General features: G+C 62.3%; 17 protein-coding genes. 4 read left to right on the top strand and 13 right to left on the bottom strand.

Annotated elements, in window-relative coordinates:
* Positions 1–36: 36 nt before the first annotated feature.
* Positions 37–5,571: a DUF6543 domain-containing protein gene (locus QLG12_RS01720; RefSeq protein WP_282473771.1), complete on the bottom strand. Its 5,535-nt coding sequence runs from the start codon at positions 5,569–5,571 to the stop codon at positions 37–39.
* A 205-nt stretch (positions 5,572–5,776) separates the two neighbouring features.
* Between QLG12_RS01720 and QLG12_RS01715 the strand changes: the two genes are divergently transcribed.
* Together QLG12_RS01715 and QLG12_RS01710 are read left to right on the top strand one after the other, a co-directional pair.
* Complete coding sequence (locus tag QLG12_RS01715) at positions 5,777–6,811, top strand: alpha/beta hydrolase (RefSeq protein ID WP_282473770.1); 1,035 nt, start codon at positions 5,777–5,779, stop codon at positions 6,809–6,811.
* A gap of 50 nt (positions 6,812–6,861) precedes the next feature.
* Positions 6,862–7,527, top strand: coding sequence for a DsbA family oxidoreductase (locus QLG12_RS01710; protein WP_197868493.1), 666 nt, complete (start codon positions 6,862–6,864; stop codon positions 7,525–7,527).
* Positions 7,528–7,564: 37 nt separating this feature from the next.
* On the opposite strand, the gene QLG12_RS01705 is transcribed toward QLG12_RS01710, so the two are convergent.
* The 6 genes from QLG12_RS01705 to QLG12_RS01680 are packed head-to-tail and all read right to left on the bottom strand — an operon-like array spanning position 7,565 to position 14,873.
* Positions 7,565–8,953 (bottom strand): sigma-54 dependent transcriptional regulator, encoded by a 1,389-nt coding sequence (locus tag QLG12_RS01705; protein ID WP_197868494.1) that lies wholly within the window; start codon positions 8,951–8,953, stop codon positions 7,565–7,567.
* Positions 8,943–10,715 (bottom strand): ATP-binding protein, encoded by a 1,773-nt coding sequence (locus QLG12_RS01700; protein WP_197868576.1) that lies wholly within the window; start codon positions 10,713–10,715, stop codon positions 8,943–8,945. Before QLG12_RS01700 ends, QLG12_RS01705 begins: the two co-directional genes overlap by 11 nt.
* Positions 10,716–10,724: 9 nt before the next feature.
* Entirely contained in the window at positions 10,725–11,852 is a 1,128-nt protein-coding gene (locus QLG12_RS01695; RefSeq protein ID WP_282473769.1) for a GNAT family N-acetyltransferase, read from the bottom strand.
* Between the two features lie 42 nt (positions 11,853–11,894).
* On the bottom strand, positions 11,895–12,776 hold the full coding sequence (locus QLG12_RS01690; protein WP_197868496.1) for an alpha/beta fold hydrolase: 882 nt from the start codon (positions 12,774–12,776) through the stop codon (positions 11,895–11,897).
* Positions 12,773–14,167 (bottom strand): aminotransferase class III-fold pyridoxal phosphate-dependent enzyme, encoded by a 1,395-nt coding sequence (locus tag QLG12_RS01685; RefSeq protein WP_282473768.1) that lies wholly within the window; start codon positions 14,165–14,167, stop codon positions 12,773–12,775. Before QLG12_RS01685 ends, QLG12_RS01690 begins: the two co-directional genes overlap by 4 nt.
* Positions 14,160–14,873: an HAD-IB family phosphatase gene (locus QLG12_RS01680; protein ID WP_197868498.1), complete on the bottom strand. Its 714-nt coding sequence runs from the start codon at positions 14,871–14,873 to the stop codon at positions 14,160–14,162. Before QLG12_RS01680 ends, QLG12_RS01685 begins: the two co-directional genes overlap by 8 nt.
* 218 nt (positions 14,874–15,091) lie before the next feature.
* On the opposite strand from QLG12_RS01680, the gene QLG12_RS01675 reads away from it, so the two are divergent.
* Both QLG12_RS01675 and QLG12_RS01670 read left to right on the top strand, forming a co-directional pair.
* Complete coding sequence (locus QLG12_RS01675; protein WP_197868499.1) at positions 15,092–15,853, top strand: MipA/OmpV family protein; 762 nt, start codon at positions 15,092–15,094, stop codon at positions 15,851–15,853.
* A gap of 67 nt (positions 15,854–15,920) precedes the next feature.
* Complete coding sequence (locus QLG12_RS01670; RefSeq protein WP_197868500.1) at positions 15,921–16,787, top strand: fatty acid desaturase; 867 nt, start codon at positions 15,921–15,923, stop codon at positions 16,785–16,787.
* A 45-nt stretch (positions 16,788–16,832) separates the two neighbouring features.
* Here QLG12_RS01670 and QLG12_RS01665 read toward each other — a convergent pair whose 3' ends face one another.
* The 6 genes from QLG12_RS01665 to QLG12_RS01640 form a co-directional block, all read right to left on the bottom strand.
* The gene (locus QLG12_RS01665; protein WP_096818487.1) at positions 16,833–17,255 is read right to left on the bottom strand and encodes an EamA family transporter; all 423 of its coding nucleotides are present in this window, start codon (positions 17,253–17,255) and stop codon (positions 16,833–16,835) included.
* Positions 17,248–17,622, bottom strand: a complete 375-nt coding sequence (locus tag QLG12_RS01660) for an EamA family transporter (RefSeq protein ID WP_085730163.1) — start codon at positions 17,620–17,622, stop codon at positions 17,248–17,250. The genes QLG12_RS01665 and QLG12_RS01660 overlap by 8 nt, the downstream gene beginning before the upstream one ends.
* On the bottom strand, positions 17,619–18,539 hold the full coding sequence (locus QLG12_RS01655) for an arginase (protein WP_197868502.1): 921 nt from the start codon (positions 18,537–18,539) through the stop codon (positions 17,619–17,621). Before QLG12_RS01655 ends, QLG12_RS01660 begins: the two co-directional genes overlap by 4 nt.
* Positions 18,540–18,662: 123 nt before the next feature.
* Positions 18,663–18,992 carry a GlpM family protein gene (locus tag QLG12_RS01650; protein ID WP_162831789.1) on the bottom strand — a complete coding sequence of 110 codons (330 nt, stop codon included), beginning with the start codon at positions 18,990–18,992 and terminating at the stop codon, positions 18,663–18,665.
* A 20-nt stretch (positions 18,993–19,012) separates the two neighbouring features.
* Entirely contained in the window at positions 19,013–20,341 is a 1,329-nt protein-coding gene (locus QLG12_RS01645; RefSeq protein ID WP_064383854.1) for a sigma-54 dependent transcriptional regulator, read from the bottom strand.
* Complete coding sequence (locus QLG12_RS01640) at positions 20,338–22,251, bottom strand: sensor histidine kinase (protein ID WP_197868503.1); 1,914 nt, start codon at positions 22,249–22,251, stop codon at positions 20,338–20,340. The genes QLG12_RS01645 and QLG12_RS01640 overlap by 4 nt, the downstream gene beginning before the upstream one ends.
* Positions 22,252–22,268 lie beyond the last annotated feature (17 nt).

Below are 22,268 nucleotides of genomic sequence, written 5' to 3'. Positions count from 1 at the left end.
AGAGACAGGGAGCGGCGAACCGCTCCCCGGGTCGTGTCAAAGCGCTTCGAACCAGGGCAGCACTGGCGAACGTTTGCCGATGTCGGCGTAGGGCAACGTTTGATCGTCAGCGTGGGTTTTGCCACGGTGTTCAGGCAGTTTCAAATGGGCTTTTTCGAAGTCGCCGAACGCTGGCCTGGCCTTGCTGTAGTGAAAATGTGCATACCACAGCAGCCGGGGCGGCTGGAGGCTCAGATCGCGAATTTCGTATTCCTGCAGGTAATCTGGCCGGCCGTCGGTGCGATTGCGCAGTTGCTTCATCAGCGCGACCTTGCGGACCTCCACGGCATTTTGTTGCAGCAGATCTTCGAGCATGCCATCGGTGGGGCTTCGGCTGGCAAGGGTCTGCCGGGTGCGCATTTGCCGTCCTTGAATACGCATTCGGGCCGCCATGGCGTTCAGTTCTGCGATCACCGGATGTCCGGCGGACAGGGCTTCGATATCTCTGGCCCGGCGCGACAAGTCATTGGCTTCACTGACCATCATGTGTTCCAGATCCACCGGGAGCATGTCGTGTTCGGCATAGGTCTGCACCTCTGCCTGATAGGCCGGTTGTCCATCAAGCCGCTTGCGCGCATCGGCCAGCAGTGACGGCAGATGGCGGGGCGCCGGCGGCAGTGTTTGTGGCTGTGGCGTCACCTGGCGATACCGGCCGTTGGTTGCCTGTTCCCAGACTTGCTGCCCGGCTTTGCCATGGTTCAGGACGAATTGCCGTTTGCGGGTTCTGAGTTCCCAGTTCTCCACCCCGATCAGCCACTGATCGTTTTCGGTCCGGAAGATTTTCTTGTCGCGCTGCCCGCCAGGGCGAGCGGGTACCGGAAGGTCGATGGCCTTTCTGGCACGCTCGGCCATGGCTTCCACGCCGGCCATCAATGGTTCGAACTCTTCCATATGAAAGTACTGGGGGTAACTGGCGGTCCACTGGTTCATTTCCCGGCGATATTTTGCATAGGTGTCGAGGCAGTCAGTCAGTATCTGCATGCGCTGCGCCCGCGTGGCGTTGACTTCCGACAGACTGAACTGAGTGAACAGGGATCGGTCCATGTCGGCCCGCAATTGCCAGGCACTTTGTTGCAGATAACGCCAGGAGATATCGCCGCTGTGTTCGAAGTTCTGCACCGTCTCCAGGCGTTGCGAAGTCTTGACGTACCCGAGATTGAAATCGGTCATGCGTCGGTTCATGTCATCGACCACCGCCCTCAGTCTGGCCCTGTCCGTTTGCACGGTGATGAGGCTGTACCAACGGTTGAGATCGCTCATGAATCCTTCTACGTCCTCGATAGCGCTGATGATCTCGAGACGGGTCCGGTGCATGTCCTGACGCTGTCTCCAGCGTGCGTCGATCGACTCCGCCGGCAGCGCATCGAGGGCCTCATGCTGTGCATCGAGGTCATCCAGTCTTTTCCTGATGCGCTGGTTGGTGATCAGCGCGCGGTGTTTGAGGCGGTCGGTGATCAGTTTGGCGTCGCGGCTCTGTATATCCAGCAACGCACGCAGCTTGTTGCCGTGAGAAAGGGGACGCAGCTCGGCCACTGTCTGAAACTGACGCTTGGCCAAGGCAATGTCATCCCGGCAGCATTTTTCTGCGGCCAGTCTGAACAACAGATTATCGGGGTTCTGATAGTGGGTATTGATCACCACATCGCTTCTTCGGACCTGGGCGTCGATGCGGTTGCTCAAGCTGTCACATTCAAGGGTCAGCCGATGGTGCAACCGATAAGCGCGATCGACCCACCGGCGCGGCAGGCGGTTGCGGATGGCTTGCGGCCAGACCGGATCGAGGGTGTCGGCGATGTACCCCAGCACATTGCCGCCACCGAGTCCCCCGCCCTCGAACGTGGTGCCGTAGACACCGAACCAGGTATCCCACTCACCTGCCTCGTTCAGGGCGATGGGTTGTTTATAGGTCTTGCGGGCGGTGCCGCTCAAACGCCAGTTGCGTGAATCACGACTCCATTCGACCTTGTAGACCCTGCCCTGGCGGACGATGAAATTCCCGTCGGCATGCCGGTAAATGTTTCGCCACACGCCACTGTCGACCGGTTGCACACCGGCCAGCGAGAGCGGGTTCTCATATTCGTATCCGGCGAATCGTTCGACGATGCGGCGCGTCTGGGTTTGATTGCGCAACGTCAGCGCTGCTGAGTCTGTCGCCAGGTTCCGAAGCAGGCGGGTGCGGGTCGCCGAACGGGCTTTGAGGCTCGCGCCGGCGCCGGGCAAAAGATCGATGGCGGCATCGATCAGGCACAGCAGCAGCGATTCGACCTCGGCCAGCCCATCGCCGACCTTGCCCCGCAGAAACGCCGCGACGGCCTGATTGCCGGCGAGCCAGGCGTCATACAGCGCGATTGCCGTACCCACGAAGGGCACCAGCCCCAAAGCCATTTTCAGGTAGTTGAATACTCGGGGACCATTGAGGGCATAGCGCTCTTGGTACAGCGCTTCATTTGAGCGCGAGGTGCCGCGATGGGCCTCGATCAGGCGGCCCATGTGGGCATCGAGCAGATGCGCGGCGAGCGATGTGGTGGGTGGCCATTTCAGTCCGACGCCGATCATGCCGTCAAAGCGTTTATCCACGGCTTCAGCGATACGTTTTTCGTGGGCCCGGACGCTGCCCTGCAAGGCGCGGCCGGCGAGATAGCGGATCATCGTGTCCTGGCTGCAGCGATGGAACAGATCCTTGCGAGCCGCTTCGAGGCTGTCGTAACCACGCAGGAATCGACCGTCGGGCGCGTCCGGCAGGTACAGCAATGTCGTGCCGCCTGCCTGTTCTTCGATAAAGGTCACGCCGGACAGCGTAGCGGGCCCTTCGCCCGGTGTGTCCGGACCCCCGGCGGACAGGAACGCCGGGCGCAGCACGATACGTCGATCACCATGGTTCCAGGCTTCGTCGGTGTCGGCATCGATGGCCGTCTCGAAGATCTGCAACGCAGATTGGTCGATCTGATGTTGCAGCCATGCGCATCGACCTTGCAGCCTGAGCATCAGGCGCCAGGGTTCGAGCAGGCATTCGCGCCGATGATCCCGGCGGAACGGCGGCTCGTCGGTCGCGCCTTTGAAGGTGCAGTAGATCAGTTGCTCGTAGGCCTTGGGCAGATCCAGCTCCGGCAGCAGCTTGCGCAGATAGGGAAGGGTGATCCCCTCAAGCAGGACGGAGCGTTCGCGGTCATCGCTGGCACTGACTTCGACCTGCATGAAGTCCAAGCGCATCAGCAAGGGTTCCAGATTCATCGACGGTGTATTGTCGATGTTGAGCTGCGCCAGGGTCTCCAGCGACAGGCGGCTGCGGGTGGCGCTGGGTATCGCCACCAGCTTCTGAGGTGTGCCGGGGGCGCCGGGCGCGTTGAATGTCTGCTTCTGCAGTGCCACCGAATCCGGCAGGTTCAGTTGCACCGAAAAATGCCCTTCAAGGGAGAAGTCCCGACGCAGCCGTTCCTGCAGACGCTGGCGGGTGAAATCCTCACGAGGCGGCAACGTGACGGTCAGCAATGCGTGACTGCGGTTCATCGCAACGATCCACGCCTGGATCAGTTCCTTGAGGGGGCGTTGTTCGGTTTGCGGCAGATTGCGCAGCCAGTCGGGCAACTGTGTGGCGAGGGTGGCGCTGCGTTGCTGATCCAGTCGAAAGTCCATGGCCAGCCGTCGGGCTGCGTGGTTTGGCACTTGTAGAAGGGCAAGCGTCTGGCTGCGCAGGTGTTGCAGCTCATCTGCACGCTGTCGTGCCTGCGAGGGTTCGCTGTTGCGTTGGCGAATGGTGGCCGCCCGGGTTTCGAACTCGCCGGTCAGCTGATTCAACGCGTAGTGCAGCGGATCGCCTGAGAGTGGTGTCAACACCAGCGCCGGGCTGTCTGCATTTGCATGCACCTTGAACAACTGCTGTTCCAGGGCCTGGCGATCGGCAAACCGTTGCAGTCCGCCGCCGCTGCCGGGCCAGTAGAGCATCAGGCTTTGCGCGTGGTCTGGCGGGCGCTGCCGGTGCATCAGCACGAACGCGCCGTTGATCTCTTGATGGTTGATCGTGGTGCTGCTTTCTTCGGATTCGGTCAACGACAGCGTGAGGCTGGCTGCTACAAAATCGCTGTCGGCGCTGTCGGCTGTGCCAAGCATTGCTGTGAGCAGGTGATGTTCTTCAACGCTGATCTGATTCAAGGCCCTTTGCATTTGCGCTTCGGCAATCAGCCCTTGTCTGTGGGCGTTGTACAGTGCGGTGAACTGCCGATTGAACGTGGGGATGTCCAACGTTCGCTCACGCTCGAGCAGCGCCCGCGCGGCGAGGTCGGCGGCTTGCTCGGCGTTTTCCTGCGTCGTTTGCAGCGCTCTGAACGAGCGCAGGGCTTCATCATCTGCCAATGACTCCAGTGCATCGAACGCTCGCTTGACGGCAACCTGTCGCAGGGACCAGGGCACATCGGCCTGCAGGTTGCCGAACAGTGACGGTTCGTCTTCGCTCTCCGGCGTCGGGGTCGGGCCGTCCAGACCGGGAGGTGCGCTGAACGTGGCGAGGTTGCGCTGGCGGTCGATCCGCTCGGCGATCTCCAGCGAGCGAGGGCCGTGCTCGGCCAGATCGCGTTTGCCGTCCGATCCGTTGCGCAACGCGGCGACTTGGGTCATTTGCTGCTGCGACAGCCACTCAGTGAAGACCATCGTCAGTGAGCGGCCGACCGCGGCATATTCGACCTGGAGGTTCTCGACCGGCAATCCGGCGGGCACGAATGGCGGCTGCGCCAGCCAGGTCTGCACATCACTGCGTCGGGCGAAGGCCTGGATCGCATCCGCCTGGTCGGGCACGTACAGCAAGTGGGCAGCGTCGTCTGCGCGACTGATGACCCAGGCGGCCGCCGGTCTGACCCGCACGCCGTTGTGCAGTCGCAGGGTCGGCAGTTCGATATGCAGGGTATCGTCCGAAGCGCTGCGCGTTTGCGCCCCGTCCATCAGCGCCCACAGGGGTTCCAGCTGTTCAGCCGTTACCGTGCGCCGGGCAAAGGCCATTTGTGCAGCGGCCTCGACATGTCCCCGATACAGACGATCGGCCTGATCCCGGCGGGACAGCGGCGTGCCCGGCGCTCGGGAGCTCCAGTAAGCCTGCCAGCGCTCATCGAGCGCCAGTGCCGGTTCGAGAGCCTTGATTTGTTCAAGCAATTGCGACGGGGTGAGTGTCGACAGGGCGTGGGCGCTGTTCACACCGGTCAGCCGGCATCGATTGTCGAGCCATTCTTCCAGTCGCGGATGCTGAACGACGAAGGCGCAGGCTGCCGTGAGACTGACAAAACGCTGCGCATGCCTGTTGGTCGGGTGAAACAGCAAGCCGCACTGCTGCCCGTCCAGCCCCAGTTTTTCGTGGAGCAAGCGGTCGAGGGTATCGCGAACCGCGGGCGCGCCAGCGCACAGTTGGCGCAGCCCTTCGCTGCATATCCGCCGACGGATTGCCGCGCCTTGTAGCAGGCTTTCATCGACAGAGACGGGCAGAGGGGGGAACTCGTGCTGCAGGTTCAGCTGGGCAGGGAGATTTTCTAAAAAGGATCGTTCGACCATGGCGACAAGCTCAGACAAAGAGCGGCGGATCCGCTCATTCAGGCGCCATTCAAGAGCAATGGTCAGGGAGCGGGTGGTGCATGGTTATCGGGTCCGGCTGACCGCTCGGCACTCTTCATCAAACTGTCATCGAACTGTGGCAGCGCGCTTGAACAAACTTCATCAGACTCGCGCTCTACTGGGGTTCTGCGTTTCGGTGTTTTTCATGTTCAAGGGATTTTTTGCAGTCGCGGCGTTGTTGGCCGCGGTTTTTTTCGTTCCGGCGTCCTATGCGGCGTCACGTTGCGACGTCAATGTACCGACCGAACGGGTCGATCTGGAGCAGGTGAGCCTGGCGTACCAGAGCATCGGCCGTGCGTCGGATCCGGCGCTGCTGCTGGTGATGGGGCTGGGCGGGCAGTTGATCCACTGGCCGGATGAAGTGGTGGTCGCCCTGTGTCAGCAGGGTTTCCGGGTGATCCGCTATGACAACCGCGATGTCGGTCTTTCGACCTGGCGCCAGGCACCGGCCGAGGCCAACCTGACCTTTGAAGTGCTGCGCTACAAGCTCGGCCTGCCGGTGGCGGCGCCTTACAGCCTGACCGACATGGCCGACGATGCACTGGGCCTGATGGACGCGTTGCACGTCGAGCAATTCCACGTGCTCGGCGCGAGCATGGGCGGCATGATCGCCCAGCACATGGCGGCGATGGCGCCGCAACGGGTCGAAAGCCTGACGCTGATCATGACCAGCTCCGGTGCCGAAGGGCTGCCGGCGCCGAGCGCGGCGTTGGTGCAGTTGTTGTCACGGCGTGGTGCTCCCAATCGCGAAGTGGCGCTGGAGCAACAGGCCGATCTGCTGGCGGCACTTGGCAGCCCTTCAGTCAGCGATGATCGGCAGGCGTTGCTGCATCAGGCGGCGCTGTCCTATGACCGGGCGTTCAATCCCGAAGGCGTGAAGCGCCAGATCATGGCCATCCTCGCCGAACCGAGCCGGGTGGCGTTGCTCAATCAATTGCGAGTCCCGACCCTGGTGGTGCACGGCACGGCCGATCCGCTGCTGCCGGTGATGCACGGCGTGCACCTGGCGGCACACATTCGCGGCAGTCAGTTGCGGCTGATTCCGGGGCTGGCACACCGTTTTCAGGAAGCGTTCAAGGAGCCGCTGCTGGCGGCGGTGTTGCCGTATTTGCGCGAGCATCGCGAAGACACGTCGCACTGGGCGCAGATCGAACCGGTGGCCGAGCGCAACTTGCTCTAGCGGGTGTATCGTGCGGGTCTTTGACCACGATTGAACGCGCGAGGTGAGCCATGAGTTCTGCCCTGAAAATCGATTTTGTCAGCGACGTGTCCTGCCCGTGGTGCGTCGTCGGTCTGTACGGTTTGCTGCAGGCGCTGGAAATCCTGCGCAACGAGGTGCAGGCCGAGATCCGTTTCCAGCCGTTCGAGCTGAACCCGAAGATGGGACCGGAAGGGCAGAACATCGGCGAGCATATCCAGGAAAAATACGGATCGACGCCTGAGCAGTCGCAGAAGAATCGTGAAGTGATCCGCTCCCGTGGGGCCGACGTCGGTTTCAGTTTTCGCACCGATTCCAACAGTCGCATCTACAACACTTTCGATGCACATCGACTGCTGCATTGGGCGGGCGAGGAGGGCTTGCAGCTGCCGTTGAAAGAGGCGCTGTTCAAGGCCTGCTTCACCGATGGCGGCAACCCGTCCGATCACTCGCAACTGGCGCAGATTGCCGACAGCGTCGGTCTGGACCGGCAGCGCGCCGAGGCGATTCTGGCCTCAGACGAATTCGCCAGCGAAGTGCGCAAGGAAGAACAATTGTGGCTGTCACGCGGCGTCAGCTCGGTGCCGACCGTGGTGTTCAACGGGCAATACGCTGTCAGCGGCGGGCAGCCGGTCGAGACCTTTGTCGGGGCGATCCGGCAGATCATGAGCGAGGCGAAGGGCGGCACGGTGAACTGATGCCGCGAGGTGCCCGGGCAATGTCCGGGCACCCTGATCAGCGGACGATCTTGTCCACGTGTATCCCCAGTTTCTTCAACCGATACCAGAAGCTGCGCTCGGAAATCCCGATCAACTGCGCCGCCGCAGCCTGCACGCCGTTGCTCTGCGCCAGCGCGGCGAGAATATAGGCTTTTTCCACCTCAGCCAGTGCCGCTTCAAGGTCCGCCGGCACGCTGCCTTCAGCGACCAGAGCACCGGGCTCGGTCGGCTGTGAGGCGAACAGATAGGCCGGCAGGTCCTGCTCTTCAATCTCCGCGCCGGAGGCGACGATGGTTGCGCGTTCGACGCAGTTCTGCAGTTCACGAATGTTCCCCGGCCACGAATAGCGGGCCATCGCCTGCAACGCTTCGGCACTGAAACCACTAAAGCGCTTGCCCGCCGCAGCGCCCAGGGTATGGGCGAAATGCCGGGCCAGCGGGGCAATGTCTTCGACCCGCTCACGCAAGGCCGGCAACGGAATCGGGAATACGTTGAGGCGGTAATACAGGTCTTCGCGAAACTCCTTGTTGGCCACGGCGTCCAGCAGGTTCTTGTTGGTTGCGGCGATGACCCGCACATCGACCTTGCGCTCGCGCGGATCGCCTACCGGTTCGATGATGCGTTCCTGCAAGGCGCGCAGGATTTTCGCTTGCAACGCCAGGGGCATTTCGCCGATTTCGTCGAGAAACAGCGTGCCCTTGTCCGCCTGCTGGAAACGCCCGACCCGATCCGCCACCGCGCCGGTGAACGCGCCTTTGCGGTGGCCGAACATTTCACTTTCCAGCAGCCCTTCCGGGATCGCCGCGCAGTTGACCGCGACAAACGGTTTGTCGGCGCGATTGCCATGCTTGTGGATCGCCCGGGCGACCATTTCCTTGCCGGTGCCGCTTTCGCCGGTCAGCAGGATCGTTGCGTTGCTCTCGCGTACCGAGTCGATCGCGCTCAATACCCGGCGAAAGCTCGGGCTGTCGCCGACCAGGCTGTCGATCTGCTGGTGCTCGTCGAGCTCGGCGCGCATGCGCTGGTTGTCTTTGAGGATGTCGCGAAATTGCAGGGCCTTGCTGACAGTGATGTCCAGTTCATCGATGTCGAACGGCTTGGCGATGTAATCGAAGGCGCCGTTGCGCATCGACTGCACGGCATTTTTCACCGTGCTGTAGGCGGTCATGACAATTACCGGCAACTGCGGGAACCGGTTTTTGATTTCCGCCAGCAGTTGCGGGCCGTCCATACCGGGCATGCGCCAGTCGCTGATCACCAGATCGATGTCTTCGGACTCCAGCACCTTGAGCGCATGCAGGCCGTTGCCGGCGGTGAACACCACGATGTCGTTCTGACTCAAGGCCGATGCCAGCAGGTCGCAGAGCTTGGGCTCGTCGTCGACCACCAGTACGTTATGTGTCATCGCTGTCCTCGTCGAAATCTTCACCGTTGGCCGGAATGTACAGACTGAACGTGGCCCCGGCATCTTTTTCGCTGACGCATTCGATGCGCCCGTCATGACTTTCCATGATCGAGAACACCTTGGCCAGGCCGAGCCCGGTGCCGGACGCCTTGGTGGTGACGAACGGCGTGAAGATCCGTTCAAGCATATCGGCTTCGATGCCCTGTCCGGTGTCGCTGACACTGATGACTGTGTTGTGCTGATCGCTGTGGATGCCCAGGGTCAGGCGCCCGCCGTCGGGCATGGCGTCGATGGCGTTGACGATCAGGTTCAGGCCCGCCTGCTTGAGTTGCCGCGCATCGGCATACAGGGTGGCGGCGGGGGCGCGGTCTTCGATCCGCACATCGATATTGTGGCTCGCCAGTTCCGGGGCGCAGAACCCGACCAGCTCATCCACCAGCGGCCGCGCCAGTTGGGTCGAGCGCAGCGGCGCACTGGGTTTGGCGAAGTCGAGAAATTCGGTGATCAGGTCGTTGATGCGGCTGACTTCACTGACTACGTATTCCAGATGGCGCTTGTCGGTCTCCGGCAGGTCGGCACGCCGGTGCAGCAATTGCGTGGCGGTCTTGATGATGCCCAGGGGGTTGCGGATTTCGTGGGCGAGGCCCATCGCGACTTCGCCCAGCGCATGTAACCGATCGCGGCGGCGCAGTTGCGACTCCAGATGCTGCAACTCGCCCAGGCGTTCGCTCATGTGGTTGAAGGTGCTGCTCAGTTCCGCCAGTTCATCGCCACCGGTGACGGGCAGGCGCTGACGGTAATCCCCGGCGATCACCGCTTGCACGCCTTTGGCCAGACCGCGCAGCGGCTGGGTCAGGCGCTGGGAGACCAGCCAGCCCACCGCGAGCGACGCCGCCGAGCTGAGGATGAAGATCAGGATGAACAGGTTGCTCTGGTTCACCAGCCCGACCAGTGTGGTATGGCGCAGCAAACCGCTGAAGACCACGCCTTGCAGCTCGCCGCCTTCATTGAGGATCGGCCGGTAGATGCCGCTGTAACGGTTGGTCGACTGCTCGATCGGTTGCTTGGTGCTGCGCAGTTGCTGTTCGATGTTTTCCGGAACGACCGCAGGGTGATCTTCAAAGCGCTGGGTGGAAAAAATCTCCGAGAAGTCCGCGCCCTTGGCCAGATACAGACGCAAATCCAGGGAGTGCACGTCGGCCACGCTGGTCAGGAAACTGTTGTCGAGGTAGGTCGCGACAACCAGCTTGTAGTCAGTGCCGCCCTGATCGGTCTCGAAAGTCGAGACCACGGTGCCGGTCGCCACGCCGCCGACTTGCAGGGTCTGCAACACCGCTTTGGGCGCGGTGCTGATTTGCCGCACGATGTCATCGGCAGCGGTGCTGAACACCACTTTGTGGTCGCTGTTGCGGATCAGCGCGACCACGTCGATACCCATCGAGTCTGCGATGTCCGCCGTCAGCTTGTTGTGCTTGGCTGACTGCCGATCCGTGGGCGGACGGGTGTAGCGCAGGAACAACTGCGCGCCCCGGGCGTTGTCGCGCAGGATCTCGCTGATCTCGTCTTCGACGATCTTGGTCGACTCCTGCAGCCAGATCCGCACGTTGCTGTCGAAAATCTGCGACAGGGTGGTGGCCGCCAGTTCTGCGGCGATCATGGTCGGGATCACGCTGACCAGCCAGAACGCCAGTACCAGTTTGCGTTGCAGGCTCCAGCCGGAGAGGGCGAAAGGTCGGGCGGTGGCGCGTCGGTCGTTGGTCATCATGCTCGCTTATTGTTGTTCGCTTATCGCAGTCGCCATGGCCGGGTCGGTACGATCCGGGCGGATGAATAACTTCACCAGCCGCAGCAGTTGATTGAGCACGGGATGGCGGTGACGGAAAAACACGGTGTTGCCGACGAACGAGCAACCCAGACGCAGCTTACTGGCATAGCCGGCCTGGCCGCACGCGTAGATCGGGATGCGGTGTTCAATACAGTAGCCGACATTGGCCAGCCAGCTACGCATGTACAGCTTGTGCTCACGGGTTTGCGCCAGATCGTGGGCGAAAAACTTGTCCACCAGCCGTTGCTCGTCCAGCAGCACCAGATTGAACGCCACCAGGTCGTCGCCGACCCAGTACAAGACGCACGCGGCACGCTCGTCGAGGTGTTCCAGCACCTGGCGGAAATACGCAGCAGGCAGGCATTCGAAGGTCAGGTCGCTGCGTGCCAGTGTGGCTTCGTAAAGCCGCATCATGGTCGGCAGCAGATCGTCCACTGAACGTCGCCATTCGATTCGCGGGCCGGAACCGCGCAGGGTCCGGCGCAGGTCCTTGCGGGTGGATTTGCCCAGGGTACCGAGGTAGGCGTCGACCGAACCGAAGGTGATCGGCAACTCGGCCCCGGGCAACCCCGGCATGCTTTGCAACCCGGCCTCGCGGCAGGCCCGCAGCCATTGCGGATTGCGGTGGGAAGCATCCTTGACGGCCAGCAGGCCGACCCCCGCCTGGTCGGCATCCTCGCGAGCCAGTTGCAGCAGGCGCGCGAACAGCACCGGCAAACGGGACGGTTCGACAGACGGGAGGGTGCCGACGTGGCACTGCTCAGCCACCGGCGAGCCGAGGGCGTACAGACGAATGTCGAACAGCCCCGGCCAGCAACTGCGCAGCCACTGGCTCAAGCGCTTGCCGGTGCCCTGCAGGGTGGTGTCGAGCGAATAGGCGGTCGTGAAAGCCACGACCGCTGCAATCAGGTGGTTGTCTTCAAACAGCGCCAGGTAGCGCCACTGGAAACCGTCGATGCCGGCCTGTTCCACGGCGCGATAGTAGGCCCAGTCTTCGAGCTCCTCGGGAAAGCAGGCATTCCACGCGTCGCGATCAATCGCTTCGATGGTTGAAAAGGCTTGGGCCGTGATCACGTCGTTTCCTTAACCGGCATGGCATGTCGTTTTGCAGTCGCTTTACGCTCGCTGCCGGTATTCCTCGGTTGGCAGGGAATGAGCGGAGGGCGCAAGGTCGGTGCGATGGTTGTTGATGAACTGCACGCTCAGTTCCACGACGCGTCGGTACTGCAGGTCGACGGTGATCATGTGATAGCAGTCGTCCAGCAGGATCTTCACCACGTCGCCGCCGAGCTTGCGTTCCACGTAGTCGGCATTCCAGCGGCTGGTGATGTCGTCCTCGATGGAATGCAGCACCAGCGCCGGCACGGTGATCGAAGGCATGCGCTTGCGCACCACGGCGTTCATCCGGTGCAGTTCGCGCACGGTCACGCCTTCCATGGTCAACAGGCCGGCCTCACTGCTGTGGCCTTCTTTCATCTGCCGTTCGACGATGGCCCGCAGGCGCTCGTTCTTGATGCCGTAGGGCGGTTTCTCTTCGAACTTGCAGATGTGCACGCCGAACGGGATTTTCATCAGCAACGGCGTGAGGAACGCCAGTTTGTTGATGCTCCAGCCGTCGTACTTCAAAGTCGTGGAATACATCAGTAATCCGGCGACCTGGCCCGGATGCTCGGACGCCACGTACATCGACATCACCGCACCCATCGACAGGCCGCCGACAAACACTTTGCTGTGCTGGCGACGGATGCCGACGAAGGTTCTGCGCACGCCTTCGTACCAGTCGCGCCAGCCGGTGGCCTGCAGGTCGGCATTGCCGCCGCAGTGCCCGGCCAGGGTCGGCACGTACACCGTGCAACCGGCCTTGGCCAGTCCCACGGCGACCCGACGCAACTCCGTCGGGGTGCCGGTGAGGCCGTGGATCAACAACACCGCGACCTCCCCTGTGCCGAGAACGAAACCGGCGTCGCCTTCGCCCAGATCGATCCCGGCCGCGTTCATCGTTTCATCGCCCGGGCCAGCAGACGGTCGAGCAGGGCGATGCCCAGGTCGATTTCCGGATAGCTGATTTCAAGCGACGGCGCGAGGGTGATCACGTTCTTGTAGTAGCCGCCCACGTCGAGGATCAGGCCCAGTTTGCGGCCGTCGATCTCGATGTCGCCCTTCATGCCTTCTTCGACCATGAAGTCCAGGGTGGCCTTGTCCGGAGTGAAACCGTCCGGGCCGCAGATTTCGCAGCGCAGGGCCAGGCCCAGGCCATCGACGTCGCCGATGATCGGGTAGCGCTTCTGCAGATCCTGCAGGCCTTCCAGGAAGTATTTGCCCTTGGCCATGACCATCGCGCCGTAGTCGACTTCGCTGGTCATCTTGAACATTTCCAGGCCCACGGCAGTGCCCAGCGGGTTGGAGGCGAAGGTGGAGTGGGTCGAACCTGGCGGGAAGACTTTCGGTTTGATCAGTTCTTCCTTGGCCCAGATGCCGCCCAGCGGGTTGAGGCCGTTGGTCAGTGCCTTGCCGAAGACGATCACGTCCGGTTTGACGTCGAAGTGTTCGATCGACCACAGCTTGCCGGTGCGATAGAAGCCCATCTGGATTTCGTCGACCACCATCAGGATGCCGTGCTGATCCAGCACATGCTTGAGTTCGCTGTAGAAGTTCATCGGTGGAATCACGTAGCCGCCGGTGCCCTGGATCGGCTCGACGTAGAACGCTGCGTATTCGCTCTGGCCGACTTTCGGGTCCCAGACGCCGTTGTATTCAGTCTCGAACAGACGGGCGAACTGTTGCACGCAGTGGCTGCCGTACTCTTCCTTGGTCATGCCTTTCGGGCCGCGGAAGTGATACGGGAACGGGATGAAGTTGGCGCGCTCGCCGAAGTGGCCGTAGCGGCGGCGATAGCGGTAGCTGGAGGTGATCGACGAGGCGCCGAGGGTACGACCGTGGTAACCGCCCTCGAAGGCGAACATCAGGCTCTTGCCGTTGCTGGCGTTGCGCACGACTTTCAGCGAGTCCTCGATGGACTGCGAACCGCCGACGTTGAAGTGCACGCGACCGTCGAGGCCGAACTTCTTCTTGGCGTCCACGGCGATCATTTCCGAGAGCTCGATCTTGCCTTTGTGCAGGTATTGGCTGGCAATCTGCGGCAGAGTGTCAATCTGCTGTTTCAGCGCGTTGTTCAGGCGCGGGTTGGCGTAACCGAAGTTGACCGCCGAGTACCACATTTGCAGGTCGAGGTAGGCCTGGTCTTCGGTGTCCCAGACATAGGAGCCTTCGCAGCGGCTGAAAATGCGCGGCGGCTCGATGTAGTGAACGGTGTCGCCGTAGGAGCAGTACTTGGCTTCTTTTTCCAGAAGGATCTGGTCTTCCTGGGTAGCGATTCGAATATCAGACATGGTGGAAGAGTTCCTGGGTTTCGGTATTGAAGGTGTCGGAGTTGAAAGAGGTGGCGTTGGCAGCGCTGGCCTTTGGCAGCAGGGCCAGCAGCGCCGGGAGTTCGGCGAAGCTGTCGAAACGGGCGTAAGGGATCGCGTTGCGTTCGCAGTATTCGGCGAGGCGACCCTTGGCGAAGACGAAGTCGGCGGTGGACGACACGCACATGTCGGACTGGCCGTCACCGATCACCAGCACCCGTTTGTTGCCGGGCGTGGATTTGCATTTGCAGTTGCCGGACGCTGCGCGGCAGGCATCGCTGGAGTGCGGAAAGTCGATGCGCCAGCTTTCGTGATCGAGCTGTCGCAGGCGGTTGGCGAGGATCGGCAGCAGGGTCACGTAGTTGCGCGACAGGATCCGCGCGATGCCTTGCTCGATGCCGTCGCTGACCACTTCGAACGAAGCGCCCAGGCCGATGGCGTGGTCGACGAAGTCGGGGAAGTCCGGATCGATCTCGATGCTGTCGAAGAATTCCAGCAATTGTCCGGGCGTGGCCTTGACCAGCGAGAGCTGGCGGCTGAGGCATTCACGGGAACCGATTTCACCGGCCAGCCACTGGTTTTCGATCGTTTCCCAACTCGGGTCGGCGAAGCGTTCGAGGATGCTGTCGATCACGTCGGTGCGGGTGATGGTCCCGTCGAAATCACACACGATATGCCAGTCAATCATCTGCATTACCTATTGGTCAGAGCGCGTTGTGTGCGCTTGCCGAGGGGTAGAGCAGGGACTGTGCCAAGTGCCATCAGCCCCTTGCCGGCGGGGCCGATGAGGGGCTTTGGCAATTCGAAGCTACAATTTTTGTAGCTTGCTACAAACAACATGAGTGCTTGCGCGGTGGGTGGCATCCGGGGATTGATGCGCGCATGTTCAATTAAAGGAATGGCCTCATGCAGAGGAAGACACTGTTGTTGCTCGCGGCGCTGAGCGCTTTTTCAGCGAGCGCCATGGCGGATGGCATTACCGGGGAGGCGGGCCTGGGCCTGGGGTATCAGCCTCACGATCCCAGCGGCAGCCGCTACGAAACCCGGCCGTTGCCCTATCTCGATCTGGACTGGGGCGATGTCAGCCTCAGTACCGACGATGGCCTGACCTGGAGCGCCTTGAAGGCCAATGGTTTCAGTGCCGGGCCCTATGTGAATTACCTGCCGGGCCGTACCTCAAACGGCGAATTGCGCGGGTTGCGCGATGTGCCGGACATGGCCGAGGCCGGTGGGTTCGTGCAGTACGCCCCGGCCGACTTCTGGCGGGTGTTCGCCTCCGTCGGCCAGGCCATCGGCGGTAATGGCGGGCAGGGCGGCGTGCTCGGTCGGGTCGGTGGCGAGATCGGTTATCCACTGGGCGGCGGTGTGATCGGCAGCAGCAACCTGACTGCGCATTTCGCCAATGCCCGGCAGAACAATACGTTCTTCGGTGTCAGCGGCAAAGAATCCCAGGCCTCCGGCATCCGCGCGTACAACGCCGGCGGCGGCTTGCAGAACATCGCGCTGACCCAGAGTTTCGAGTTCCCCATCGCGCCGCAATGGTCGCTGGTGGCCAGCGCCAGCTGGATTCATCTGACGAACTCGGCGGCCGACAGCAGCATCGTCAAAAGCGTCGGCGATACCAATCAGGGCGAGGTGCAGATGGCGATCGCCTATAAATTCAAGTGAGCCCTGCGGGAACTGGTCTGGCCTTTGCAGACAGCCGTGTCGAACCCATTGTTTCAGGATGTTCTTCATGGCTCGCCCTGTTTATCGTCTGCTGGCCCACTCGCTGTGGGACCTGATTCCCATCGCTCTCGGCCTGGCCCATTTCGCCTTTGTCGTGTGGCTGGTCACAGCCTTTCATGCGCTGTCCTGGTGGGCTTTGGTGCCCTTGGCGCTGGGCTATGCGGTGAGCCTGTCGTGGAGCATCAACAGCATCTCCCACAACCAGATCCACAACGCCTATTTCACCCCGGCGTGGCTCAACCGCGCCTTTGATCTGCTGCTGTCGGTGACCATCGGTTTCTCCCAGACCCTCTACCGTGATATCCACAACCGCCATCACCGGGGCAACTCGGACCGGCCGGGGGCGGATGGCAAGACCATCGATCCGCTGTCGATCTACCAGCGAGGCAAGGACGGCCAGCCCGAGAATCCCTGGGCCTACACCTTCCTGAGTTTCTTTCGCGACGACCCCAAGCCGATCTACGACGAGATGCGCCGCAAGCGTCCCGACGATGCGCGCTGGGTCAAAGTGGAGATCGGCGTGACAGTGGCGTTTTACCTGGGGCTGGCTGCCTATGACTGGCGGGCGGTGCTGGTGTTGCTGCCGTTCTGGTACCTGGGCCAGGCACTGTCTTCGCTCAACGGCTATTACGAGCATTTTGGCGGTAATCCGGATTCACCGATTGCCTGGGGCGTCAGCGCCTACAGCCCGCTCTACAACTTGTTGTGGATGAACAACGGTTATCACGCCGAACACCACTACCGGCCGAAAATGCACTGGACCCGGGTCAAGGCCTTTCACCGGGAGATCGCCGGGCAGCAGCGGGAAGCGGGGGTGAAGGATATTCCGGTGGCCCATGGCCTCGGGTTTCTGGTGGCTCATCGCAAGGATTGAACCGTACAAAACGTGGGAGCCCGCAGGCTCCCACGACCGTTCACCTCAGTTTTCCTCGCCTTCGGCCAGCAGCGCAATGCCGCCCATGATCACGGCCACACCGACCCAGTGCAGCACGCTGATCTGCTCACCCAGCCCCAGCCACGACCCCAGCAGCACGCCGACGAACACCAGCGAACTGAGCGGGAACGCCAGGGACAGGCTGCTGCGCCGCAGAATCAGCATCCAGACAAAGAACGCGCCGATGTAGCAGGCAATCGCCAGCAGCACCCCCGGCGCCTGAGCGACGTTGAGCAGCCATTGCAGGGTGAAATCCATTTGCCCCAATTGATCGCCGCCGACCTTGGTCGCGATCTGCCCACCACTTTCCAGAATGATCAGCAACGCCCAGAGCACCACGGTGCCCAGGCGGCCGTGAAGCCAATCCATCGAGCCGTTCCTTTTGAGTATCAGTTGAGAATCAGGCATGGCCGACACACACGAGCATCACGCCCGCCGTAATCACCAGTGTGCCCATCCAGCGACGGCGGCTGACGGTCTCGCCGAGGAACAGCTTGCCGGCCAGCACCACGCCGCAATACGCCAGCGCGGCGGCGGGAAACAGCAGGCTCAGTGGTGCCCGGGACAAGGCTTCGAGCCAGACGAAAAACTCGATCACGTAAGCGCCGATCCCGCACCACAACAGCGGTGCGTTAAATACCTGCCCCCAGAACGCGCCGAGCCTGAAACCACCCTCAAGCTCAGGCAAACGGTCCAGGCCGAGTTTGAAACAGAGCTGGCCGATCACGTCGAGCACGATGGAAAACGCCACCAGCAAAATCACGGTCAGGGTCATGGGAACAACTCCTCGAACAACTCGATCAGCGCTTGATTGGTCGCCGAGTTGCGCAGCAGATCGGTTTCGCTCCAGCGTTCGGCCGGCGGCTGGTCGGACTTGGCCTCCCAGCGTTTGAACGCGTTGCTGAAGGCCGGGCGGGCGAACTCGCCACAGATGTCGATGCCGATGATGCGCTTGCGGGCGGCCAGGCTACGGATAGCCTGGAGCAAGTGACTCAGGCGCATCTGCCCCTGATCCCAATTGGTCGCGGCGTCCTCGCTGGCCAGCACGTCTTTGTCGATGGTGATCCACACGGCTTGAGTTGGAAGGCTGGCGATCATCTGGTCGAGAAACGCTGCCCAGTCCTGATCGGCCAGATTACGCCAGTGCAGCAGGTTTTCCTGTTGCTGATGGCCGGCGCCATCGCCGACCCGGCCCCAGACTTTCGACGGCGGGTGCTGCCACGGGAACAGCTGCAACACACCGCGTTTCAGGGCACCGAGATTGCCGCCCTTGATCTGCGGATTTTGCAGGTCGTCGCTGCACGGCCCGAGAGTGACGATGCGCTCGATGTTCGGCAGTTTCAGGGCCTGATTGACCCACGAGCCGCAATGCCGACGGGGGGCAAAGTGAACCCAGTCGGGATGATTGTCGAAGTGGATCAGGCTCACCGGCTCCGGCAAATCAGTCAGGAAGGCCGGTGTCAGATGGTGATAGTCGCCGGAGCCGACGAAAAAGATTTCCGGTGCCGGGCCGTTATGTCGGGGCCGCTCACGCAGGCGTTCGGTAAAACGACGGAACGTCCGTTCGCTGGACCAGAGCCGCAGTTTCGGGCCGAGGTCGAGCAGGTCCAGGCGCTGGGCGCGGCCGCGGTCGAGCAGCCGCGCAATGGACGCCTGGCCGGTCAGGCTGTGGTCGAGATCTAAAATATTCAAGGTCGCAATTCACCCTTGGCAGACCCTCCCAGACACCGGCCTCATCGAACATGAGCGCCGGCCGGGTGGGCTTTCGGGGGTAAATGCAAGGGACGGGCCAGGCCTTCTGTCACACGGCAGCCGTCAGGCGTGCAGCCTCACCCAAACAGAAACCAGCACCGTCGCCGCCATCAGCCACGCCACAGCCGCCACCGCCAGCGAAGCTTCGAGGCGCATGCGGTCGACCATCACGTACAGCGTCGCCAGATACACGAAGTACGGAATGATCGACCACATGCCGAACACGATGGTGGTCTTCAGGTCGTCGATCGAACGGCCCTTGCCGACGATGTAGTGGGCGATCAGGGCGAAGGTCGGGAATAGCGGCACCAGCCCGGCGATGTAGTAGTTCTTGGTCTTGGCCAGCATGGCGAGAATCACCACCACCGCTGCACCGAGCATTGCCTTGAAAATCAGATCCACATCGTGCTCGCTTAATGGCTCAGGCCGTATTTTTTCACTTTGTCGAACAGCGTGGTCTTGGCCATGCCCAGTTCGAGGCTGGCCTGGGTCAGGTTGCCGCCGCTGCGTTGCAGGGCGTCGCTGAGCAGGTTGCGTTCGAACGCTTCCACCGCTTCGGCGAAGGCCAGGCCCTGACCTGCGCTGCCCGCGCCGGTTTTCTTGAACGCCGGCAAGCCGAGGGCAAAACGCTCGGCGACGTTGCGCAGTTCGCGCACGTTGCCCGGCCAGTCGTGGCTCATCAGGCTCGACAACGTCTGGTTGTCCAGCTCCGGCAGCGCCCGGTCGAAGCGCAGGGCCGATTGCTGGGTGAAGTGTTCGAACAACTGCAGGATGTCTTCGCGGCGCTCGCGCAGGGGGGGCAGTTCCAGCGTCACCACGTTGAGGCGGTAGTACAAGTCGCTGCGAAATGCCCCGGCCTTGCTCGATTCGTCGAGATCGGACTTGGTGGCTGCGATCACCCGGCAATCCACCGCCACGCTCTGGTTCGAGCCGAGGCGTTCGAGGGTGCGCTCCTGCAACACCCGCAGCAGTTTGATCTGCAACGGCAGCGGCATGCTTTCCACTTCGTCGAGGAACAGCGTGCCGCCGTCGGCGTGTTCGATCTTGCCGATCCGCCGTTTGCCGGCGCCGGTGAAGGCGTTGGCCTCGTGACCGAAGATTTCGCTTTCAAACAGGTTTTCCGGCAGACCGCCGCAGTTCAGCGCGACAAATTGCTTGGTGTGGCGTCGGCTGAAATCGTGCAGGCAGCGGGCGACCAGTTCCTTGCCGGTGCCGGTTTCGCCTTCGATCAATACGTTGGCCGAGGTGTCGGCGACGTTGGCGATCAGTTCGCGCAGGTTCTGCATGGCCGGCGAACGCCCGATGATCCGCCCTTCAAGGGAATCGCGTTCGGCCAGTTGCCGGCGCAGGGACGAGACTTCGCGATTCAGGCTGCGCTGCTCCAGCGCACGACGGGCCACATCGACCAGACGCTCGGGGGAGAACGGTTTTTCCATGAAGTCGTAGGCGCCTTTCTGCATCGCGCCGACGGCCATGGAGATGTCGCCGTGGCCGGTGATCAGCACCACCGGCAGGCTGCGGTCGCGTTGCTTGAGCCGGGTCAGCAGTTCCAGGCCGTCGATGCCCGGCAGGCGAATGTCGCTGATGACGATTCCGGCGAAGTTGTCGCCGACCTGCTCCAGCGCTTCTTCGGCACTGCCGACGCCGATGCAGGGGATGTCTTCGAGGGTCAGCGCCTGCTGGCAGCCGAGCAGGACATGGGGGTCGTCTTCGACGATCAATACACTGAGGTCGTTGTTCATATTGGCTCGGCAGGAGTAGGGCTTACCAACGGTAAACTGAGGACGAAAGTGGTACCACCGCTGGCCGGGTGCTCGACACCCAGATGCCCGCCGGTGGCGGCGGCGAGGCTGGCCGACAGGGTCAGGCCGAGGCCCAGGCCCTGTTCGCCGGGTTTGGTGGTGAAGAACGGTTCGAACAGGTGCTTGCGCGCTTCGGCGTCGATGCCGTGGCCGTTGTCGCGCACTCGCAGGCGATATTTGCCGTTGAATTCTTCACCTTCCAGCCACAGTTCCGGCAGCGGTTGCGCCTGCATGGCGTCGAGGGCGTTGCCGATCAGGTTGACCAGAATCTGTTCCAGGCGCGTCTGGTCGATCTGCACCTGCACATCGTCGAACTGGCGATGCAGTTGCAGGGATGCACTTTCGACGCGGGCGCCGAGCACTTGCAGTGCGGCATCCACCGCTTTTCCGAGGCTGGCGCGGCCCTTGTCGTCGCCGCGCCGGGCGAAGGAACGCAGGCTGGCGGTGATCCGGCCCATGCGGTCGATCAGGTCGTTGATGGTTTTGAGGTTGGTGCTGGCGACATCGAGCTGGCCGCGCTCAAGGAAGCGAATGGTGTTGCCCGACAGCGTGCGCATCGCCGCCAGCGGCTGGTTCAGTTCGTGGGCGATGCTGGTGGACATCTGGCCGATGGCCGCGAGTTTGCCGGCCTGCACCAGTTCGTCCTGGGCGCGGCGCAAAGTCTCTTCGGCCTGACGCCGTTCGCGGATCTGGCTCTTGAGCCGTTCGTTGCTGGCGCGCAGGTCGGCGGTGCGTTCGGTAATCCGACGCTCCAGCTGATTGTTGGCTTCCTGCAGGGCTTCGCGGGCGGCGAGGCGGGTGGCGATGACCTTGCGCCGCTCGTTCCAGGCGATCAGCAGGAACGCCACCAGGGCAAACGCCACGGCCACCAGAATCCCCTGATTGATCGCCTCGCGCCGCAGGTCCTGTAACGGGGTGAGCAGGGTGAAATTCCACGGGGTATCGCTCAGCGGTCGGGTTTGCGCCAGATAGCTGATGTTTTCCTCATCGCCATCCTGCTGGCTCGGCACTTCGCTGTTGGCCGGGAAAGTGAGTTTCTCCACGCCTTCGGACAGGGTTTCCCGGGCCAGCGGTTGCAGCTCGTTCAGCGGGAACCAGTAGTACTGCAGGCTGCGGGCGAGTTTTTCCTTGGTCTCGTCGCTCAGCGGTATGACCGATTTCAGGCGCCGGGCCGGATCGCTGGACAGGATGATGATGCCGTTTTCGTCACTGACGAACGCTTCAAGGCGCGCCCGCTGCCAGCGTTCCTCCAAGGCTTCCAGACGCACCTTGACCACCGCGACGCCGATGATCTTGCCGTGTTCTTCAAGGCCGTGGGCCAGGTAATAACCGGGCTCGCCGTTGGTGCTGCCGATCCCGTAAAAACGTCCGGGCTGGCCACGTACTGCGTTCTGGAAGTAAGCGCGGAACGACAGGTCTTCACCGAGGTAGCTGTCGACGTCGCGCCAGTTGCTGGTGGCCATGACGCGGCCGGTGGTGTCCATGACGTAGATGGCCCGACTGCGGCTGCGCCGGTTCAGGCCTTCAAGGTAATCGTTGACCGTTTGCCGGTGTTCCGGGGTCGGGTCGTCCAGCAACTGCGCAACGCTCGACTCGAGTTCCAGCAGGCTGGGCAGGTAGGTGTATTTGCTGATCTCGCTTTCGACCGCGCGAGCGTGCAGTTCCAGCTGGCGCTGGCCGTTTTCGCCGAGGCTGCGGATGCCGAAATGTTCACTGGTCCAGAAGCCGATGTAACCCAGTCCGATCATCAGGGCAATGACCAGCGGTGGCAGGAACAGGTGGCGGATCAGACGGGGTTTCACGGCAAGTGATGGCGGCGTGGCGCGATAGAGGGTGGGGTCGCATTTCATCACAGATGCCTTGGGTC

Origin of the sequence: Pseudomonas sp. V88_4, assembly GCF_029967985.1 — a bacterium.
Lineage (GTDB): Bacteria > Pseudomonadota > Gammaproteobacteria > Pseudomonadales > Pseudomonadaceae > Aquipseudomonas > Aquipseudomonas glycinae.
The sequence above is the reverse complement of the archived record's forward strand: the minus strand, read 5'-3'. Positions and strand labels throughout refer to the sequence as shown.

Bases quoted from the DNA above. Each gene is read 5' to 3' on its own strand.
- QLG12_RS01715 (WP_282473770.1), top strand. From the start codon at position 5,777: ATGTTCAAGGGATTTTTTGCAGTCGCGGCGTTGTTGGCCGCGGTTTTT.
- QLG12_RS01685 (WP_282473768.1), bottom strand. From the start codon at position 14,167: ATGTCTGATATTCGAATCGCTACCCAGGAAGACCAGATCCTTCTGGAA.
- QLG12_RS01710 (WP_197868493.1), top strand. From the start codon at position 6,862: ATGAGTTCTGCCCTGAAAATCGATTTTGTCAGCGACGTGTCCTGCCCG.
- QLG12_RS01640 (WP_197868503.1), bottom strand. From the start codon at position 22,251: ATGAAATGCGACCCCACCCTCTATCGCGCCACGCCGCCATCACTTGCC.
- QLG12_RS01720 (WP_282473771.1), bottom strand. From the start codon at position 5,571: ATGGTCGAACGATCCTTTTTAGAAAATCTCCCTGCCCAGCTGAACCTG.
- QLG12_RS01645 (WP_064383854.1), bottom strand. From the start codon at position 20,341: ATGAACAACGACCTCAGTGTATTGATCGTCGAAGACGACCCCCATGTC.
- QLG12_RS01675 (WP_197868499.1), top strand. From the start codon at position 15,092: ATGCAGAGGAAGACACTGTTGTTGCTCGCGGCGCTGAGCGCTTTTTCA.
- QLG12_RS01700 (WP_197868576.1), bottom strand. From the start codon at position 10,715: ATGACCAACGACCGACGCGCCACCGCCCGACCTTTCGCCCTCTCCGGC.
- QLG12_RS01690 (WP_197868496.1), bottom strand. From the start codon at position 12,776: ATGAACGCGGCCGGGATCGATCTGGGCGAAGGCGACGCCGGTTTCGTT.
- QLG12_RS01705 (WP_197868494.1), bottom strand. From the start codon at position 8,953: ATGACACATAACGTACTGGTGGTCGACGACGAGCCCAAGCTCTGCGAC.
- QLG12_RS01680 (WP_197868498.1), bottom strand. From the start codon at position 14,873: ATGATTGACTGGCATATCGTGTGTGATTTCGACGGGACCATCACCCGC.
- QLG12_RS01670 (WP_197868500.1), top strand. From the start codon at position 15,921: ATGGCTCGCCCTGTTTATCGTCTGCTGGCCCACTCGCTGTGGGACCTG.
- QLG12_RS01660 (WP_085730163.1), bottom strand. From the start codon at position 17,622: ATGACCCTGACCGTGATTTTGCTGGTGGCGTTTTCCATCGTGCTCGAC.
- QLG12_RS01665 (WP_096818487.1), bottom strand. From the start codon at position 17,255: ATGCCTGATTCTCAACTGATACTCAAAAGGAACGGCTCGATGGATTGG.